Raw genomic sequence first — 18,141 nt, forward strand, 5'->3', positions numbered from 1 at the left:
TTTGCGGGCATATTGCCGTGGAAAAACTGGCGCGTCAAAGCCCTGCCATCCTGGCAGCATCGTAGACCTCGATAGTCGTCGCCTCCGAGACGAGCGATTGCAGCGCACGCGCAAAATCGCGCGAGGCCGGAACCGCGAAGTGCGCAAGCAGCGCAGCGCGATCGGCCCACTGCTCGACGAACACAAATTTGAGGGGATTCTCGCAATCGACATGCACCGCATGCGAGATGCAGCCGGGCTCGGCGCGCGAGCGTTGGACGTGTTCGAGGCTTAGTCTCCGGACCTCATCGAACGAGTCCTGCCTTGCGGTTGCGCTGCCGGTCACCAGGATCATGTCGCCTTCCCCCTCCGCTCGCTGGACTGTCCCATGGACCAGGTCGGGGAGTCCAGCTGAGCGAAAGGGATCGCGGGAGACACTTTCGGGTGACGGCCTCGACGCCGGGGATTGGCGATCACTCAAATCCCGCCGCGGCTCAACAGATAGCTCGTACGTTCTCTGAGCGTATCGATCGCCCGCCCAGGTGTGAGATGGTCGATCTCAGAACGCGTCAGGCCGATGTCCATCAGCGCCCTGTCACTCAGGTCCAGCACACTGACCCGCGGGTGCAGGAGCCACTCCCGAACCGCGCGCCAATATCGCCTGGGCAGACCCAGGAGGCTTTGCGCCCGCGCGGCTGCGGCAGCTTCCCTCCCCGACAAGGCATGGCCCGGCGTTGCAACGGACACGTCGAGGCGAGCCGCTGCCGCCAGGACCTCGTCCATGGCCTGCTTCGCCAGCGCAATGGATCGGTCGAGGCGAAGCACCGCGGCATCGTGCTCGGCCTCGGATGAGATCTTCGTCAATTGTGGTGGCATCGGACGCTCCTGCTGTTGTGCCGGCAGGGAGCGTGGCCAAACAAAAGGCCCCGTCCGATGCCGGCGGGGCCTGGTGGAAAAGATGTCGTCGTCGAAATCCTAGCGCACGACTCCTCCCGCCGCCCAGCCGAAGCGGGTGATGTGGTTGCAGGAGACTTTGCGCGACGATTTGATCATGGGCCGCCAATACCACGGCAATCGCGCAAAATCAAGGGATGTGCGGAGGTTAGTTGCATCCTGCAGGCGAACCCTCACGCCGGTCAATTCGTCGTTCAAACTGACGCGACGAAGGAGGTTTGCCCCAACAGCGCACAAGGGACCAACCCCGCGAAGCGCGCTTGAGGCGCGCGATCGTTCTGAGCTACGGCTGACCGAGAGGCGACCGTCGATGCGCGTCCGCTCATCATGTAGACAGCTCTGTCCTGTACCTGACCTTCGGCGTCGCGCACAACGGCGGGCACGATAGCCCGTTGCCTTCAATTCGCTGCTTCCGCGACGCATGGTGAACTAACGCGCTTGCGAGCATTTCGGCGGCTTGCCACTTTCTGGAGGGCTTGTCGCACGGCTCCCGTTCGGCCACACTCGTCGCATTTCAAGTAATTGTTTGGAAGGGTGACCTCATGCCCGAAGCATTGGAAAGCCTATTGTGGTGTGCCGCGCTCGCGACGTGGCTGATGCTCTTCTCCAGGATCCTAGGTGAACACCTCAAGCCCGTCTCGAAATACCTCGGCCATCTGATCGCGGTTGCTTTCAGGCTCAGGACGAAGTGACGCAAAACGGCCTCGGCGCGACTTTGCAGCTGTCAAGCTGGCAGAACTGCTCGTCACGTTGTTGCTGGCGTGAAGCGAACGGACCAGCCGCGCGCATCGAGCGGCCGCACTGTTTCGTGGCTCAGCGGGTGCGGTGACGCTGCTAGCGGCCGACCCTCCGGTCGAGGGAGAACCGGCCCCCTCCGGTGACCAGGATCAACAGAGCGCCTCCCATGATGGAGATGTTCTTCAAGAAGTGATTGTACTGGCCAATCTGTTGCGGACCGGCGGGATACTCCCAGTAACGATGTCCAATTGCAGTGGCCGACAATACGAACAGAAACGTCAAAATTGCGCAGTAGCGCGTGCCGATGCCGAGTATCAAGCCGACCGATATCACGATTTCCAGCACGACGTTGATCGCCGTGAACAGCTGGGGCACCGGGAGGTTCAACGACCGAAAATAACTCACCGAGCCACTGAAGTTGATGAGTGCTCCATAGGCACTTCCAACGAAGACCCATGCAAGCAGAACACGGCCGATGAGGATAAGCAGGTCGGCGTTGCTGGTGGCGAACTCGTCGATCCACGTGGACCAGGGTGAGCGGAATGGCATGGTAGCTGCCTCGTCTCCTGAGCAGGGCACCCGAATATCGGAAAATCGTATCACGATCGGCGGACCTTATGAAGGATTTCGGTCGCCGATGCCCGCCGTGTGAGGCAGCGGTAGGTGGATAAATCTGGATGCGACCCTAGAGCATGATCCGGAAAGGCGTGTAGCGGTTTTCCGAAAAGATCCTGCTCAAACAATAACCTAAAGCGCGATGGCGATTCATCCTAATCGCAATCGCGCTTTAGCCGCGCACCAGCGAGACCAGCCAGCTGCGGCCGAACAGCACGAGGATCGCGAGCGCGTAGACGATCGTGCCGCCGACGGCGAGCAGGGCCAGCGTCGCTTCGTCCCGGAAGGCGTGCACCGAGGCAAGAGCGGCCGGGCTGAAGCGCGCAATCAGCCAGAACACCGCGGCGAGGATCAATCCGGCCAGCAGGAATTTGCCGAGCGACATCAGCCAGCCGCGGTCCGGCACGAGAAACCCGCGCCGCACGGCGAAGAACAGCACCAGCAGGAGATTGGTCCAGACGCCGACGGCGGTCGCCAGCGCGAGGCCGATCTGCGCCAGCGACCCCATCAAGGCGACCTTCAGCGCCACGTTGACGGCGATGCCGGTCAGCGACGCCCGGACCGGCGTTGCGGTGTCCTTGCGCGCGTAGAACGTTGCGACCGCGCTGCGGATCAGCACGAAAGGAATCAGCCCGATCGCGTAGGCTGCGAGCGTGGCACCGGCGGCTGCGGCATCGGCCTTGGAGAACGCGCCGCGGGCGAACAGCGCGCGCATGATCGCATCGGGCACGGTGATGAAGGCGGCGACGAACGGAATCGAAAACAGTAGCGTGAAATCGAAGGCGCGGCGCTGCGCCTTCATGGCGCCGTCGTGGTCGTTGGCCGTGATCCGCCGCGACATCTCCGGCAGCAGCACCGTGCCGATAGCGATGCCGATGACGCCGATCGGCAGCTGGTTGAGCCGGTCGGCGTAGTAGAGCGCCGACAGCGCGCCGGCCGGCAGGAAGGTCGCGATGATGGTGTCGGCGAACAGCGCGACCTGTGTCCCCATCGAGCCCAGCGTCGCAGGTCCCAGCGCTTTGAAGAATCCGCGGACGTCCTCGTCGAGCTTGAGCGGCGCAAAGCGCGGCAGGCCGCCATGGCGGGCGAGATCGCCGGCGAGCAGAAAATATTGCAGAAAGCCGGAGATCAGCACGCCCCAGGCCGCGGCATGGCCCGCAGTCGGAAACCAGACGGCAACCGCCAGCGTCATCATCATTGCGACGTTGAGGAAGATCGAGGCAGCCGCGGCGCTGGCAAAGCGCTGCATCACGTTGAGCATGCCGCCATAGAGCGTCACCAGCGTGATCAAGAGGAGATAGGGAAAGGTGATCCGCGTCAGCTCGATCGCGAGCTTGCGCTGCTCGGCATCCTCGGAAAAGCCCGGCGCCAAAATGCTCATGGCCTGCGGCATGAACAGCCAGGCGAGGATCAGCAGCACCACCTGCGAGGCCAGGAGCAGCGTGAAGATGCGGTCGGCGAACAGCTTTGCCGCCGCTTCGCCCTTCTCGCCATGGACATGGGCATAGGCCGGCACCCAGGCGGCGTTGAAGGCGCCCTCGGCGAAGATCGCGCGGAAATGGTTGGGCAGCCGCAGCGCCACGAAAAAGGCGTCGGCCACCGGGCCGGCGCCGAGGATCGCCGCGAGCATGATGTCGCGGGCAAACCCCGTCAGCCGCGACAGCAGCGTGTAACCACCGACCGTGAAGATGCGTCCGAGCATGCGGACTCTTCTAGAGCATGTCAGGAATAGGTCTAGGTGCAAACCGCGGCGGAAGTCAGCTCCCTCCCCCGCTTGCGCGGGAGGGTTGGGGAGAGGGTGTCTCCGCAAGCGAGAGCCCCCAAGAGGAAAGAGCCCTCACCCGGCGCTACGCGCCGACCTCTCCCGCAAGCGGGAGAGGTGAAGAACTCAACCCGCCAGCGCGCCGCGGACGGCGGCGATGATTCGCTCCTGGTCGGCTTCGGTCAAATAGGCATGCATCGGCAGGCTGATGACGTCCTGCGACAGGCTCTCGCAACCCGGCAATCCGCCCTCGGCGACCGGATATTGCTTGTAGGCGGTCTGCTGGTGCATCGACTTGCCGTAATAGATCGCGGTCGGCACGCCCTGGGCTTTCAGCGCGGCGGCAAAGCCGTCGCGGTCGGTACCCTCAGGAAGGCGGATCGTGTACTGCGCCCAGACCGAGGTGTTGCCGGGCGCAAGGCGCGGCACGGTGACGACATTGGACAGGCCGCGCGCATAGCGCTCGGCGACCTTGTTGCGGGCGGCGATCTCGTCGTCAAAGATCTTCAGCTTCTCGATCAGGACCGCGGCCTGCATGGTGTCGAGCCGGCCGGTGAGGCCGAGGCGGACGTTGTCGTATTTGTCGACGCCCTGCCCGTGCACGCGGATGCTGCGCAAGGTGGCAGCGAGCTCGTCGTCATCGGTGAAGATCGCGCCGCCGTCGCCGAAGCAGCCGAGCGGCTTTGCCGGGAAGAAGCTCGTCGCAGTGGCGTGGCCGAGCGTTCCGAGCTTGCGGCCCTTGTAGCTTGCGCCAAAGCCTTGCGCGGCGTCGTCGAGCACGAACAGGCCTTCGGCCCTGGCGATCTCGGCAATGGCATCGTGATCGGCGGGCTGGCCGAACAAATCGACCGGAATCACCGCGACCGGCTTGAGACCAGCCTTGCGGGCGGTGGCGATGCCGCGCTTGAGCGATTCCGGGCTCATGTTGAAGGTGGTCTCGTCGACGTCGACATAAACCGGCGTCGCGCCGGTCCGCGCCACCGGCGAGGCCGTGGCGATGAAGGTGAAGGACGGACACAGCACGGCATCGCCGGGCCCGACATTCTTGGCCATCATCACCATCAGGATCGCATCGGTGCCGCTGGCGCAGCCGATCACATGCTTGGCGCCAGCGTAGGCCGCGAGCTGCTTCTCGAGCTCGAAGACTTCAGGGCCGTTGACGAACTGGCAATGGTCCATCACGCGCTTGACGGCGGCATCGAGCGAGGCGCCGAGCCGGCGGCGCTGCGAGGCGACGTCGATGAAGGGAATGGGTTCGGAACGCAGATGCTGGTTCATGACCTGATTCTTGGCGCCTTGTGACGTTTGAGCGGTCGACATGGAAAGGAATCAGCCGGCGACGCGGCGCGGCGCCTTGCGCGCGGGTGACGTCGCCGCAGGACGCGAGGGCGTCTCCAGGCACTGCGTGGCGATCTCGAGGCTGGCGACGCCCTCGTCGCCGGTCACCGCCGGCGTCTCGCCGTTGCGCACCGCCTTGAGGAACGCGATCAGCTCGGCGCGCAGCGGCTCGTCATGGCCGACCGGCAGATGCCGCATCGAGTAGCTGCCATCAGGCTTGAAGCCGAAGCATTCGGTGACCTGGCGCGTCAAGAGATCGCCCATCACGTATTTGCCGCGCGTCGCGACCGTGACGCTGCGCGCCTTGAACGGCGTCAGCCAGTTGGTGTTGATGTGGGCGAGCACGCCGCTTTCGGTGCGGAACTGCAGCAGCGCGATGTCCTCGCGCTCGGCGACCGCGCTCGACAATTGCGGCTGCACCTCGACGATGTCGGATTCGGTGAACCAGCGGATCAAATCGATGTCGTGCACGGCAAGGTCGATGACGACGCCGACATTGGACATGCGCGGCGGGAACGGGCCGACGCGGGTGATCGCGATGGAGAGAATGTCCTCGCCCGCGATCGCCTGCTTGACCGCAGCGACCGCCGGATTGAAGCGCTCGACATGGCCGACCATCAGCGTGACGCCGGCCTTCTGTGCCGCGGCGACGATCTCGCGGCCCTCTTCCACCGTGGATGCGATCGGCTTCTCGACGAGAACGTGGATGTTCTTGGCGATGCAGGCGAGCGCGATCTCGTGATGCAGGTGGGTCGGCGCCGCGATGGTAACGGCATCGACGCCGGCGCTGAACAGCTGGTCGAGCGTCTCGAAGCTTTCGCAATTGGCGAGTTCCGTCGCCCGCGCGCGATGCGCCGGCGAGGGATCGACGACGCCGACGAGGCTGACGCCGGGCAGGCCGCTGAGCACGCGCGCATGGTTGCTGCCCATCACGCCGGCACCGATGACACCGACGCGCAAGCCGGCCTTTGCCGGTGCAGACCCTTTGGAACTCATGTGAGCAAACCCCGATTCAACGCAAATCCCCGGGCCGCTTCTAGCACGGGCGCCACATTTGTGGCGAATGCCGGCCTGACGGTCCGGACACGATTTGATTCAAAAAGTTACACGTTCCCCGGGCCTTAGGCCCAAAAAGATACCGCTTCTCGGCCCGGGTCGCGTGATTCGGAGTTGCTGGTTACGACCTTTGATAGTCGTCTTCAATCCGGATGATGTCGTCTTCCCCGAGATAAGAGCCGGTCTGGACCTCGATCAGCTCCAGCTGGATCTTGCCCGGATTCTCCATGCGATGGACGGCGCCCATCGGGATATAGATCGACTCGTTCTCGTGCACCGTCTTCACGGTCTCGTTGACGGTGACCTGGGCCGTGCCGCGGACCACGATCCAATGCTCGGCACGATGATGGTGCTTCTGCAGCGACAGCCGCCCGCCCGGCTTCACCACGATGCGCTTGACCTGGTGGCGCTCGCCATTGTCGACCGACTGATAGCTGCCCCAGGGCCGGTGCACCTTGAGATGCTCCTCGGTGACCTTCGGTGCCACCGCCTTCAGCTTTGTCACCAGGCGCTTCAGCCCGTTGGCATCCTTCTGCCGCGAGACCAGCACCGCATCCGCGGTGGCGACCACGACGAGATCGTCGACGCCTTCGAGCGCGACCAGCGCGGAATCGGTGGTGACGTTGCAGTTGCGGGAATCCTCGAACACGGCGGTGCCGTGCGCGGCATTGCCCAGCGCGTCCTTCTCCGACAATTCCCACACCGCGTGCCAGGAGCCGACGTCGGACCAGCCGCACGACACCGGCACGACGGCGGCGCGCGAGGTCTTCTCCATCACCGCATAGTCGATCGAGATCGCCTTGGCCGCGCCGAACGCCTCGGGTTCCAGCGTGACGAAGCCGAGATCGCGGCCGGCATTGTTGACCGCATTGGTGATCGCCTCGACGCTTGCCGCATCGACCCTGCGATATTCGTCGAGCAGCACGCTCGCCGGGAACATGAAGTTGCCGCTGTTCCAGAAATAGCCCGAATTGACGTAGTCGGAGGCCTTCACCGCATCCGGCTTCTCGACGAAGCGTGTAACCGCATGCACCTCGCCCGAGATCACCTCGCCCGGATTGATGTAGCCGTATTCGGTCGCCGGCCGCTCCGGCTTGACGCCGAAGGTGACGATGCGCCCGGCATTCGCGGCATTGAGGCCTTCGCGGCACGCGGCGACGAAGGCGGCATTATTCTGCACGACGTGATCGGCGGCGAGCGCGAGCACGATCGCCTCATTGACGCGGTTCTGCGCGAACACAGCGCCGGCGGCGATCGCAGGGCCGGAATCGCGCCGCATCGGCTCGAGGATCACGTCCGCCTCGATGCCGATTTCGGCGAGCTGCTCCAGCACCATGAAGCGATAGGACGCGTTGGTGATGACGATCGGCCGGTCGAACAGGGAGGACTCGGACACGCGCAGCAGCGTGTCCTGGAACGTCGAGCGCGTGCCGAACAGCGGCAGGAACTGCTTGGGCCGCACCTCGCGCGAGGCCGGCCATAGCCGCGTGCCGGCACCGCCGCACATGATCAGGGGGATTATGCGTTTGTCCATCGTGATTTCAAACCTTGAAATAGTCGCGATACCAGGTGACGAAATGATGAACCCCATGCTCGATCGGCGTTGACGGTGCAAAGCCGGTGTCGCGCATCAGATCCTCGACATCCGCGAACGTTTCCAGCACATCTCCCGGCTGCATCGGCAGCAATTCTTTGATCGCCGTCCGGCCCAGCTCCCGCTCCAGAAGACCGACGACGTGCATCAGTTCCTCCGGATGATGATTGCCGACATTGTAGAGCTTAAACGGCGCATTTGCGGCAGCCGGATCGTCCGCGGGAACGAGATCGATCAGCTTGGACACGACGCGCGTCACATCGTCGATATAGGTGAAATCGCGGCGCATTTTGCCATGGTTGAAGATCCGGATCGGCTTGCCGGCCATGATGGCGCCCGCAAACAGAAACATGGCCATGTCGGGGCGGCCCCATGGCCCGTAGATGGTGAAGAAGCGCAGCCCGGTGACCGGCAGGCGATAGAGATGGCTGTAGGACTGCGCCATCACCTCGTTCGCCTTCTTGGTCGCGGCGTAGAAGCTGACGGGATGGTCGGTGCGGTCTGCAACCGCAAATGGCAGTTTTGTGTTGGCGCCGTAGACGGAGGATGACGAGGCGTAGACCAGATGACGGCAGCCATTGTTGCGGCAGCCCTCCAGTACGTTGAGGAAGCCGACGAGATTGGAATCGGCGTATGTCTGCGGCTGCTCGATCGAGTAGCGCACGCCGGCCTGCGCGGCGAGATGCACGACTTTGGCAAAACGATGTTGCGCAAACAGCGCCGCCATGGTCTCGCGGTCGGCGAGATCGGCCTCGACGAACGAGAAACGGGGCTCGTCCCTGAGCAGAGCAAGGCGCGCTTTCTTCAGCGCCGGATCGTAATAGCTGTTGAGATTGTCGAGCCCGACGACGGCGCGGCCTTCGCCCAGGAGTTGCCGGGCGACGTGGAAGCCGATGAAGCCGGCGGCACCCGTGACCAAAATCGCCTGATCCGTCATCCTGTTCCCTGTGGATCCCTCGCCCGCACCTGTTTAGCCGCCACCTCGGCGGGGTCGCAATAGGCTCCCCGCTCCTTCGCGAGGCCTCGTCATGGCGTCCTTAACGACGCATCCTGAACGACGTGTCCTTAACGACGACGTCCTTACGACGGCTCTTGCAAGATCGGCGCCAAAACCATACCAAAGCGGCCGAATTCGGCGCCTCGCGTCGGGTTGCCTCAAATCCTCGCAAACCCTGTTCATGCGGACGAGATGCGCCGAATCCTGTTGTCGACGGCCAAAATCCTGATCTCCGTGGCGCTGCTCTATCTGGCGCTGCGCAAGGTCGACCTGTCCGAGCTGTTTTCCCGCTTCACCGTGACCAGCCTGTTCTGGATCGGTATGGCGATCGCGGTCACGTTCCTGCAGATCTTCGTCGGCGTGCTGCGCTGGCGCGAGATCAGCGCCGTCTGCGGCGCGCCGCTCGAGCTCGGCCGCGCCATGCGCTACAACGTGATCGGCTCGTTCTTCAACCAGACCCTGCCGTCGGCGATCGGCGGCGATGCGGTGCGGCTGTGGCTGGTCGCACGCGCCGGCGCCGGCTGGCGCGCCGCGACCTACTCGATCTTCGTCGACCGCGCCATCGGCCTCATCGCGCTCGCGATCGTGATCGTCGCGAGCCTGCCCTGGAGCTACACCCTCATCACCGATCCGCACGGGCGCTCGGCGCTGCTGCTCATCGACCTCCTGGCGCTCACCGCCGGCGTCGGCTTCCTGATCTTCGGCGCGCTGAAATGGCGCTGGCTGAAGACCTGGTGGGCAACGCACCACATTCACGCCTGCGCCGTCATCGCCAATCGCGTGATCTTCAGCCGTACCCGCGGCCCCCTCATCGCGATCCTGTCGGTCCTCGTTCACGTGCTCGCCGTCGTCACCGCCTGGTGCGTCGTGCAGTCCATTGCGGCTCCGGTTCGTTTCAGCGACGTCTTTCTGCTCGTGCCGCCGGTGATGCTGATCACGATGATGCCGATCTCGATCGCCGGCTGGGGCGTGCGTGAAGCCACGATGAGCCTTGCGTTCGGCTTTGCGGGGCTTTCCGCCAACGAGGGCGTCAACGTCTCGCTGCTGTTCGGCGCCGTGTTCTTCATCGTCGGGGCAGTCGGCGGTCTGGTCTGGATCCTCAGCGCGGAGAAAGCCGCGCAAGGGTCGACCCCGATCGGAGCGCGGGAGTGAGCTCGGCTGCCGATGCGCTCGCCGGCGCGGCCCTGCTAATTGCCGTTGCCGCCGCCGCGCTGATCTCGGCGCTCGTCACCTGGACCAGCCGGCCCCTGCTGCAGCGCTACGCGCTGGCGCGGCCGAATGCGCGGTCCTCGCATCGCATCCCGACCCCGCAGGGCGCGGGCATCGCGGTGATCGCCGCGACGCTGATCGTCGCCTCGCTGTGGGGGGTCTCGGCCAATGTCGCGATCCCGCCGGCGCTGGTCGCTGCGACAATCGTGATCGCCCTGGTCGGCTTCGCCGACGACATCGTGTCGCTGCCCGTGCTGGTGCGGCTGGTGCTGCAGGCCGCCTGCGTCGGCGCGGTGGTGTTCACCGCGCCCGAGACCGCGCGCATCGTGCCGACACTGCCGCTTGCGCTGGAGCGCGGCCTCGTCGTGCTTGCCGGCGTCTGGTTCGTGAACCTCGTCAACTTCATGGACGGGCTCGACCTGATGACGGTGGCGGAGGTCGTGCCGGTCACCGCCGCGCTGCTGCTGCTGGGAATGCTCGGGCATCTCTCATGGCCGGCCGTGCTGGTCGCCACCGCGCTATGCGGCGCCATGCTCGGCTTTGCGCCGTTCAACCGTCCGGTCGCAAAAGTCTTCCTGGGCGATGTCGGCAGCCTGCCGATCGGCCTGCTGCTCGGCTGGTGCCTTTTGGAGCTCGCGTTTCGGGGAGAGCCGGCCGCGGCGCTGCTGCTGCCAGCCTATTATCTTGCAGATTCCACCATCACGCTGTTTCGGCGCATCATCCGGCGCGAGCCGTTCTGGTCGGCGCACCGCACCCACTTTTATCAGCGTGCAACCGACAACGGGTTCACGGTCAAGCGGGTCGTCGGCGAAGCATTCGCGCTCAATCTCGTGCTGGCCCTGCTCGCCGTCGCGACCGTTCGCACCGATTCGACGGCGATCACGATCCTCGCCTTGCTTGCAGGCGCGGGTGCGGTCGCCCTCCTGCTGTGGCGCTTCTCCCGCCCTCAGGCGTCCTAGGCCGCCAGCGCCTGCCGCAGCCCCTCGTCGAGCGAGACCTGCGGCTGCCAGCCGGTCGCGAGCGCCTTGGAGACGTCGAGCTCGAGCGAGCCGATCAGGCTGTCATGCGTATCCTGCCGGCCCATCACGCTGAGCAGCGTCGCGAGCAGTCTCGGCGGCATGCCGAACAGAACCGGGTTCTTGCCGGACGCAATGGCCAGGCGCCTGATGAATTCGGGCGTCGAGACCTGTTCCCGATCGGCCACCAGGAAGATCTCGAAATTGCTCGTGGGATCAGGATGGCTGAGCCGGCGCAGGATGAACGACGACAGGTTCTGCACGGCAAGGAAGGCGCGCTGGTTGCGGATCGCCGCAAAGGGCAGCGGCAGCCCCAGGCTCACCGCACGCGTCAGCAGCGCGAAATTGCCCTTGGCCCCGGCGCCATAGACCAACGGCGGCCGGATCACCGTGATCTTCATGTCGCTGTCGCGCGCCAGCGTCCTCAGGCCGGCCTCGGCCGCGGCCTTGGACATGCCGTAGAGGCCGCGCGGCGTCAGCACGTCGCTTTCGCTGAACGGCGCGCGGCCTTCATTGCTGCGGCCGTGCACGAGAACGGTGCTGATGAAGACGAATTGGCGCACGCCGGCCGCCGCCGCGCAGCGCGCCAAATGCAGCGTGCCGGCGATGTTGACGTTGCGGTAGAGCTGGACCGCGTGCTCCTCGTGCTTGTGGTGCACGCGCGCGGCCAGATGGATGACGGCGTCGACGCCTTCGAGCGCCGCCTGCCAGTCGGTCTCGGGACCGATCGTCTCGATCACGACCTCGCCATCGACGCCTGCCGGGCCGCGGACCGCACGGCGGACCGACCATCCCGCGCCCTCGAGCGCCGGCACGAGATGACGGCCGACGAAGCCGCTCGCTCCCGTCACCAGCACGACCGGTCTACGCTCGCTCATCGTTGCTCCGACAGGTCCGGGTTACGCAACAATTCGTCGATCAGCGCGGCATAGGCGTTCATCGCGTTGGTCCTGTCGAACCGCGATGCTGCCTTCACCGCCCGCGCCGCGATGGCGCCGTCGTCGGAACGGAACGCGGCGCGGATCGCTTCGGCGAGCAGGTCGGCACGGCCCGGCGGCACCACCCAGCCGAGCCTGCTCTCCACCACCGTCAACGCGGCCTCGGCCTCCGGCTCGGACACCAGCACCACGGGACGGCCGACCGCCAGCAGATTGTAGAACCGGCTCGGCACCGACACGCCCGCAACGTTCTTCCGGTACGGAATGATCCAGAGATCGGCGGAGGCCAGGAACGCTTCGAGCTCGGAATCCTCGACGCGCCCGACAAAGGAGACATTGGCGAGGTTCGCGGCCGCCTGCAACTGCTTCAGCCGCTCGAAGCCGATGCCCCAGCCGGACAGCAGGAAGTGAATGTCCGCCTCGTCCTTCAGAAGCCGCGCCGCTTCGAACACGATCTCGGGATCGTGGGTGAAGCCGAGATTGCCCGACAGGCCGACGATGAAGCGCGCCGGAATTGCCTTGCGGAACGGATTGTCCGGCGTGACCGGCCGCGGCGCGGGCACGAGCGTGGCCCAGTTCGGGATGAAGCGGATCTTGTTCCGCCTCATCCCGGAATAGCTGAGCAGCGGCCGCTCGGCGTCACGGCCGATGGTGATGACGGCGTTGAGGGCACGGAACATCAGGCCGTTGGCGGCGCGCATCGTCCGCGTCACGACGGAGCGGGGCTTCAACAGGCCGGCCATCACCAACACGTCGGGAAACAGGTCGTGCATGATCAGCGCCGAGCGCGCGCCCTTCACCTGTGCCGCCGCCGCCACCGCATAAGGCAGCATGAACGGCGCGGTGACCGTGAGCACGACGTCCCCTCGCCTCAGCTCCCGCACCAACGCGAGGAACGTGCGCACTGCGAACAACAGCTCGGAGGCGGCGCGCCGCACCAGTGCCGCCTTGCCCGCCATCCTGTTCCTGACCACGACGACGCGCGGCTTGCCCGGGCCGGTCTGCGCCGTCGGCAATGCGCCCGGCGAGCCCGAGAGCACCACGACCTCGTGCTCGGCGGCGAGACGGCAGGCGATCTCGGCCATGATCGCCGCCGTCGTGCTCGGGTCAGGCGGGTAGTGCTGGCTCGCGACGACGATCTTGCCAGCGATCTTGTCTTGCGGCTGCATGGTCAGGCCGCGGTCGACCCGAATTCGGGGACGGCGTCCTTGAGAATGGTCCTGATGGTGGCGCGATCGTCGCGCGCGATCGCCTGCTCCAGCGCCGCAATCCATTTGCGCAGCGTCTGCATCGGCGGTTCGTTCGGCTGCGCGGCCATGATTCCGGCGACCCCGATCTCGCGGGTCGGCTCCTCCGAAGCGAACAGGATCTCGTGCAGGCGTTCGCCCGGGCGCATGCCGGTGAACACGATCTCGATGTCGTAGCCGGGCTGCAGCCCCGACAGGCGGATCATGCGCTCTGCGAGATCGACGATCTTCACCGGCTGGCCCATGTTGAGCACGTAGACGGAGACCTCGCCACGCTGCGTTCCGAGCGCATGCGTCGCCGCGGTGATCACGAGATCGCAGGCCTCGCGGATGGTCATGAAGTAGCGCACCATCTCGGGATGCGTGACGGTCACCGGGCCGCCGGCCTCGATCTGGGCCTTGAACTTCGGCACCACCGAGCCGTTCGAGGCCAGCACGTTGCCGAACCGCACCGAGATCAGCCGCATCGGCGGCCTGCCCCCGCGCGCGCCGGCGGCGAGGTCGTGATCCAGCGCCTGGCAGTACATCTCCGCGAAGCGCTTGGTCAGGCCGAGCATCGACACCGGCTCGATCGCCTTGTCGGTCGAGATCATCACCATCGCCTCGGCGCCGGCCGCCACGGCGGCATCGGCAACGTTGATCGAGCCGAAGATGTTGGTCTTGACGCCTTCGCTCCAGTCGCGTTCGAGGATCGGAACGTGCTTGAGCGCCGCGGCGTGGAATACGATGTCCGGCTTGAACTCCGCCATCAAGCGCATGATGCGCTCGCGATCGCGAATGTCGGCAATCCGGGCTTCGATCGCGGCCGCCGTCCCGCGAGCGGCGAGCGCTTCGGTGATCGCGTAGAGCGCCGGCTCCGAGTTCTCCACGATCAGGAGCCGCGCGGCGCCGAAGGCCACGACGCGCTCGCAGATCTCCGAGCCGATCGAGCCGCCGCCACCGGTGACGAGCACGGCCTTGCCCCTGATCAGGGCCTCGAGGCGCGCATAGTCGATCTTCTCGCTCGGCCGCAGCAGGAGGTCCTCGACCGCGACCGCCGTGAGCCGCGGCGTGTCGCCGCTCTCCAGCGAGGGCATCCGGTTGACGATCACGCCCAGCTTGCGCGCCCGCATCAGGATCGATTCCGGACGAGCTTCCGGCTCGAACGCCGACGGCGTCATGACGAGGCGCGCGATCGGCTTGTTGCGCTTGGCGAAATCGGCGATGACGTCCTCGACGTCGTCGATACCGCCCAGCACCGGCACGGTGCGGATGAACTGGCCGCGGTCGGAGCTCGACGGCGACAGCACGCCGACCGGCCAGATCCGCTTGATCGCCCCGCTCTCGATTCCGCGCAGCAGCACCTCGGCATCCGCGGCGCGGCCGATCAGCAAGGTCGGCGCAGCATCATCGGTCCTCGCATGGCGGCGCACGCGCGTATAGCGGAAGTAGCGGTAGGCCATGCGCAGCGCGCTGAGGAAGGAGATCTCCAGGAACCAGTAGAGGACGATCGTCACCTTGCCGAGGAAAAAGGCGCCGCGGACATTGGGGGCGACGAAGATGTAGTCGAGCACGAGCAGGGCGACCGTCAGCACCGTCGCGACGCGGATGATGTTCAGCGCGTCAGGCAGCGAAATGAAGCGCCATTTCGTCGTGGTCAGGTTGAAGATGAAAAACACCACCACGCTGAAGGCGAGGAAGTAGGGCAGGATCTGGAACAGCAGCGGCAGGCGGTCGAAGAAGCCGTCGCCGCCCTCGAATCGCAGATAGAACGCGGCAAAAAGCGCCGCCGCGGTCGCGAGCAGGTCGTGGAGCGCGATCAGGAAATTGCGCAAGGTGAGATGCGAAAAACGCGTCATCCGCCGACCGATGAAGACCCAGTTAGATACAACCTGACCGCGCTGATAGCCCATCTGGACAAGACTTGCCAGCCGCGCGGCCGCTCAGGGACCGCCTTCGCCCATCTTCGCCCCGGCCTGTTGTGCCCGGATCACCATGCCGCCGGCAACGCCGACGCCGATGACGTACATCCAGCCCTCGTGGAAGTCGAACAAATGCGAGTTGAACAGCGAGGTGAAGACGTTCTGCACCACGACCAGGAGCCCGATCCAGGTGGCAAGCCCGTCGCCCCGGAACAACAGCAGATGCAGGATCCAGATCGCGTAGAGGACTGCGACGCCGATCACGCCCCATTGCACGGCGACGTTCAGCGTCTGATTGTGGGGGTTGCCGATCACTTCGGCGGACGCCTGGTACTGACCGGCGGGCGTCGCGACGCGCTCGAACAATCCGCGCGTGGAGCCGGTGCCGTGCCCTATGATCGGCGCCTCCGCGAAGAAGCCGAGCGATTTCCGCCAGAATTCGAGCCGCAGCCCGAGCGAGGTCGGCTCGCCTCTCTCCATGTAGCGGGCGTAGTCGTCGGAAAACCGCTCGGCGGTATGACGCAAATACGGCGAGGCCTGCCAGGCGAGAATTGCGGCGACGAGCAAGGCGACAGAAATGAGCGCGATACTGCGCCATTTGAGATGAAGCAGTGCAAACACCCCGAACATGATCGGAACGGTGACGAGCGCGGTGCGTGACACCACCACAAACGTCATGTTGATGAAGAAGCTCAGCGCCAGCGCCGTCAGCAGCCCGGCGAGCCAATAGCGCTTCTCGCGCAACAGCATCACGATCGGATAGGCAAGCGCGACGGCGCAGAGCGCGAATTCCTGGCTCTGGTCGATGTAGTTCTTGACGAAAATACCGCGCTCCAAGGGGTCGGTCTTGAGCGTGAGGTTCGGATAGAAGGCGACCAGCCAGGACATCACCGACAACAGCGCACAGGATACCAGGAAGGCGACGAACACCCACCTGCCCCGCGGCGAGCGCTCGAAATGGTAGAGCAGGACCGGCAGCACGAGCAGCTTCACGGTCGGACTGACCGCGTGGAGGCGGACGCCCCAGGCTGCGTCCGACCACAGCGTCCCCAGCAGCGCGAGAGCGAAGAGTGCGATCGGCGCGACGCAGATCGGGCGCTTCAGCGATTGCAGGAACGCGGGAACGTCGAGAAACGGCACCATGCAGAGCAGCATCAGCGCGTTGAAGATGCCGGCAAGCGACGTCGACCAGGGCAGCGAGGCCGCGGTCAGGATCGCAAACAGATCGACGGTCTCGCGCCAGGCAGCCGGGCTGCGAAGACGGCGATGCAACATTTCACTGGTCGATTCCCGTGCGAGCGCCGTCAATTGTTCCCTCCCCGGGCGCGATGCACCAGCGCCGTCGTGCTGAAGCCTTGGAGGATGTCGACCAGCACGACCACCCCGCCCGCGGCCTCGACCACCTCGTGGCCGACGACCTGCTCGCGGGTGTAGTCACCGCCCTTCACCAGCACCCCGGGCTTGATCCTGGTGATGAGGTCGATCGGCGTGTCTTCCGCGAAGATGACGACGAGATCGACGGCCTCAAGCGCTGCGAGCACCTCGGCACGCGCGCGCTCGTCCTGGACCGGACGATCGGCCCCCTTCAGCCGCCGCACCGAGGCGTCGCTGTTGAGTCCCACGATCAGGCGATCGCAGGCGGCGCGCGCGGCGGTCAGCACCTTGACGTGACCGGGATGGAGGATGTCGAAACAGCCATTGGTGAAGCCGACGCGAAGGCCCTGCCTTTTCCATTCGGCGAGCTGCGCGTCGAGCGCGGCCGGATCGAGCACGATCTTCTCCTCGGCCGCGAGCGTCGCATGCGGCAGGATCTTGCGTCGCAGCTCGGCCGCGCTGACGCTGGCGGTGCCCTGCTTGCCGACGGCGACGGCGGCGGCGGCATTGGCCATGCGCAGCGCCGTGTCCCAGTCCGCGCCGGCCGCGAGCGAGACCGCAAGCGCTGCGGCGACGGTGTCACCGGCGCCGGAGACGTCGCGCACCTTCACCGGGACGGCCGGCACGTGAACCGCCCCGCCATTCCGCGGCACCAGCGTCATGCCGCGCTCGCCCTGCGTCACCAGGATCGCCTCGCAATCGGCGAGCCGCATCACGTCCTCGCTGGCCTCGACGATGCTCTGCACCGTTTCGGCGCGGCTGCGGGTTGCTTCCGAAAACTCCTTGCGGTTCGGCGTGAGCAGCGTGGCGCCGCGATAGATCGCCCAGTTCAGGCTCTTGGGATCGACGATCACGGGCTTGCCGAGCTTGCGGGCGGCATCGATGGTGTGGCGGATCACGCGCGCCGTCAGCACGCCCTTGGCGTAGTCGGACAGCAGCACGATGTCGGCGCGCGCGATCTGCGGCAGGATCGCGTCGATCAATTTCGTTTCGACGTCGTCGGACGCAGCCAGCGCCTGCTCCCAATCCGCGCGCAGCATGTGCGTGGAAAAATGCTCGGAGACGAAACGGACTTTTCGCGTGGTCGGCCGCGAGGCGTCGCGCACCAGCACGCTTTCGATGCCGGTTTGATCATCGAGCGCGGCCGCGAGCCGCGCACCGGCATCGTCCTCGCCGATGAGGCCGACGAAGATGCAGCGCGCGCCGAGCGAAGCGACGTTGCGCGCGACGTTGCCGGCGCCGCCGACGTGGATCTCGCTGCGCTGGGCGGCGATGACAGGCGCCGGCGCCTCCGGCGAGATCCGCGACACCTCGCCGTAGACGAACTCGTCCAGCATGATGTCGCCGATGCACAGCACCGTGCGGCCTGAGATGGCTTGCGCGAGGGCATCGAAATCGAGAATGGGCGTCGGCATGGTCTACA

The 18,141-nt window shown here is 65.6% G+C and carries 15 protein-coding genes; 2 read left to right on the plus strand and 13 right to left on the minus strand.

Annotated elements, in window-relative coordinates; genetic code table 11:
* Positions 1–34 precede the first annotated feature (34 nt).
* From XI05_RS20905 to XI05_RS20940, 8 genes are all read right to left on the minus strand, one after another.
* On the minus strand, positions 35–334 hold the full coding sequence (locus XI05_RS20905; protein ID WP_271505247.1) for a putative quinol monooxygenase: 300 nt from the start codon (positions 332–334) through the stop codon (positions 35–37).
* A gap of 122 nt (positions 335–456) precedes the next feature.
* Complete coding sequence (locus tag XI05_RS20910) at positions 457–855, minus strand: hypothetical protein (protein WP_271505248.1); 399 nt, start codon at positions 853–855, stop codon at positions 457–459.
* Between the two features lie 912 nt (positions 856–1,767).
* A complete protein-coding gene (locus XI05_RS20915; RefSeq protein WP_271505249.1) occupies positions 1,768–2,220 on the minus strand; it encodes a DoxX family protein in 453 nt (150 codons plus the stop codon).
* A gap of 238 nt (positions 2,221–2,458) precedes the next feature.
* Entirely contained in the window at positions 2,459–3,988 is a 1,530-nt protein-coding gene (gene murJ / locus XI05_RS20920) for a murein biosynthesis integral membrane protein MurJ (RefSeq protein WP_271505250.1), read from the minus strand.
* Positions 3,989–4,174: 186 nt separating this feature from the next.
* On the minus strand, positions 4,175–5,326 hold the full coding sequence (locus XI05_RS20925) for a DegT/DnrJ/EryC1/StrS family aminotransferase (RefSeq protein ID WP_271505251.1): 1,152 nt from the start codon (positions 5,324–5,326) through the stop codon (positions 4,175–4,177).
* Positions 5,327–5,377: 51 nt separating this feature from the next.
* On the minus strand, positions 5,378–6,382 hold the full coding sequence (locus XI05_RS20930; RefSeq protein WP_271505252.1) for a Gfo/Idh/MocA family protein: 1,005 nt from the start codon (positions 6,380–6,382) through the stop codon (positions 5,378–5,380).
* A gap of 181 nt (positions 6,383–6,563) precedes the next feature.
* Positions 6,564–7,976, minus strand: coding sequence for a mannose-1-phosphate guanylyltransferase/mannose-6-phosphate isomerase (locus tag XI05_RS20935; protein ID WP_271505253.1), 1,413 nt, complete (start codon positions 7,974–7,976; stop codon positions 6,564–6,566).
* Between the two features lie 7 nt (positions 7,977–7,983).
* Positions 7,984–8,973 carry an SDR family NAD(P)-dependent oxidoreductase gene (locus XI05_RS20940; RefSeq protein WP_172785294.1) on the minus strand — a complete coding sequence of 330 codons (990 nt, stop codon included), beginning with the start codon at positions 8,971–8,973 and terminating at the stop codon, positions 7,984–7,986.
* Between the two features lie 252 nt (positions 8,974–9,225).
* Between XI05_RS20940 and XI05_RS20945 the strand changes: the two genes are divergently transcribed.
* Together XI05_RS20945 and XI05_RS20950 are read left to right on the plus strand one after the other, a co-directional pair.
* Entirely contained in the window at positions 9,226–10,185 is a 960-nt protein-coding gene (locus XI05_RS20945) for a lysylphosphatidylglycerol synthase transmembrane domain-containing protein (protein WP_271505254.1), read from the plus strand.
* Entirely contained in the window at positions 10,182–11,201 is a 1,020-nt protein-coding gene (locus XI05_RS20950; protein ID WP_271505255.1) for an MraY family glycosyltransferase, read from the plus strand. The genes XI05_RS20945 and XI05_RS20950 overlap by 4 nt, the downstream gene beginning before the upstream one ends.
* Here XI05_RS20950 and XI05_RS20955 read toward each other — a convergent pair.
* The 5 genes from XI05_RS20955 to rfaE1 all read right to left on the minus strand — a co-directional run bounded on the left by XI05_RS20955 (position 11,198) and on the right by rfaE1 (position 18,133).
* Positions 11,198–12,136, minus strand: a complete 939-nt coding sequence (locus XI05_RS20955; protein ID WP_271505256.1) for an NAD-dependent epimerase/dehydratase family protein — start codon at positions 12,134–12,136, stop codon at positions 11,198–11,200. The two genes, XI05_RS20950 and XI05_RS20955, sit on opposite strands and share 4 nt — an antisense overlap.
* A complete protein-coding gene (locus XI05_RS20960; protein ID WP_271505257.1) occupies positions 12,133–13,365 on the minus strand; it encodes a glycosyltransferase family 4 protein in 1,233 nt (410 codons plus the stop codon). Before XI05_RS20960 ends, XI05_RS20955 begins: the two co-directional genes overlap by 4 nt.
* Before the next feature lie 2 nt (positions 13,366–13,367).
* The gene (locus tag XI05_RS20965) at positions 13,368–15,281 is read right to left on the minus strand and encodes an SDR family NAD(P)-dependent oxidoreductase (RefSeq protein WP_271505258.1); all 1,914 of its coding nucleotides are present in this window, start codon (positions 15,279–15,281) and stop codon (positions 13,368–13,370) included.
* 84 nt (positions 15,282–15,365) lie between these two features.
* On the minus strand, positions 15,366–16,652 hold the full coding sequence (locus tag XI05_RS20970) for an O-antigen ligase family protein (RefSeq protein WP_271505259.1): 1,287 nt from the start codon (positions 16,650–16,652) through the stop codon (positions 15,366–15,368).
* The gene (gene rfaE1, locus XI05_RS20975; RefSeq protein ID WP_271505260.1) at positions 16,649–18,133 is read right to left on the minus strand and encodes a D-glycero-beta-D-manno-heptose-7-phosphate kinase; all 1,485 of its coding nucleotides are present in this window, start codon (positions 18,131–18,133) and stop codon (positions 16,649–16,651) included. Before rfaE1 ends, XI05_RS20970 begins: the two co-directional genes overlap by 4 nt.
* Positions 18,134–18,141 lie beyond the last annotated feature (8 nt).

The sequence above is a fragment of the Bradyrhizobium sp. CCBAU 11357 genome (assembly GCF_028128865.1).
In the GTDB taxonomy this organism is placed as follows: Bacteria; Pseudomonadota; Alphaproteobacteria; order Rhizobiales; family Xanthobacteraceae; genus Bradyrhizobium.

Excerpts from the sequence above, each read along its gene's own strand:
- XI05_RS20905 (WP_271505247.1), bottom strand. The coding sequence starts at position 334 with ATGATCCTGGTGACCGGCAGCGCAACCGCAAGGCAGGACTCGTTCGAT.
- XI05_RS20910 (WP_271505248.1), bottom strand. The coding sequence starts at position 855 with ATGCCACCACAATTGACGAAGATCTCATCCGAGGCCGAGCACGATGCC.
- XI05_RS20915 (WP_271505249.1), bottom strand. The coding sequence starts at position 2,220 with ATGCCATTCCGCTCACCCTGGTCCACGTGGATCGACGAGTTCGCCACC.
- murJ (WP_271505250.1), bottom strand. The coding sequence starts at position 3,988 with ATGCTCGGACGCATCTTCACGGTCGGTGGTTACACGCTGCTGTCGCGG.
- XI05_RS20925 (WP_271505251.1), bottom strand. The coding sequence starts at position 5,326 with ATGAACCAGCATCTGCGTTCCGAACCCATTCCCTTCATCGACGTCGCC.
- XI05_RS20930 (WP_271505252.1), bottom strand. The coding sequence starts at position 6,382 with ATGAGTTCCAAAGGGTCTGCACCGGCAAAGGCCGGCTTGCGCGTCGGT.
- XI05_RS20935 (WP_271505253.1), bottom strand. The coding sequence starts at position 7,976 with ATGGACAAACGCATAATCCCCCTGATCATGTGCGGCGGTGCCGGCACG.
- XI05_RS20940 (WP_172785294.1), bottom strand. The coding sequence starts at position 8,973 with ATGACGGATCAGGCGATTTTGGTCACGGGTGCCGCCGGCTTCATCGGC.
- XI05_RS20945 (WP_271505254.1), top strand. The coding sequence starts at position 9,226 with ATGCGCCGAATCCTGTTGTCGACGGCCAAAATCCTGATCTCCGTGGCG.
- XI05_RS20955 (WP_271505256.1), bottom strand. The coding sequence starts at position 12,136 with ATGAGCGAGCGTAGACCGGTCGTGCTGGTGACGGGAGCGAGCGGCTTC.
- XI05_RS20960 (WP_271505257.1), bottom strand. The coding sequence starts at position 13,365 with ATGCAGCCGCAAGACAAGATCGCTGGCAAGATCGTCGTCGCGAGCCAG.
- XI05_RS20965 (WP_271505258.1), bottom strand. The coding sequence starts at position 15,281 with ATGACGCGTTTTTCGCATCTCACCTTGCGCAATTTCCTGATCGCGCTC.
- rfaE1 (WP_271505260.1), bottom strand. The coding sequence starts at position 18,133 with ATGCCGACGCCCATTCTCGATTTCGATGCCCTCGCGCAAGCCATCTCA.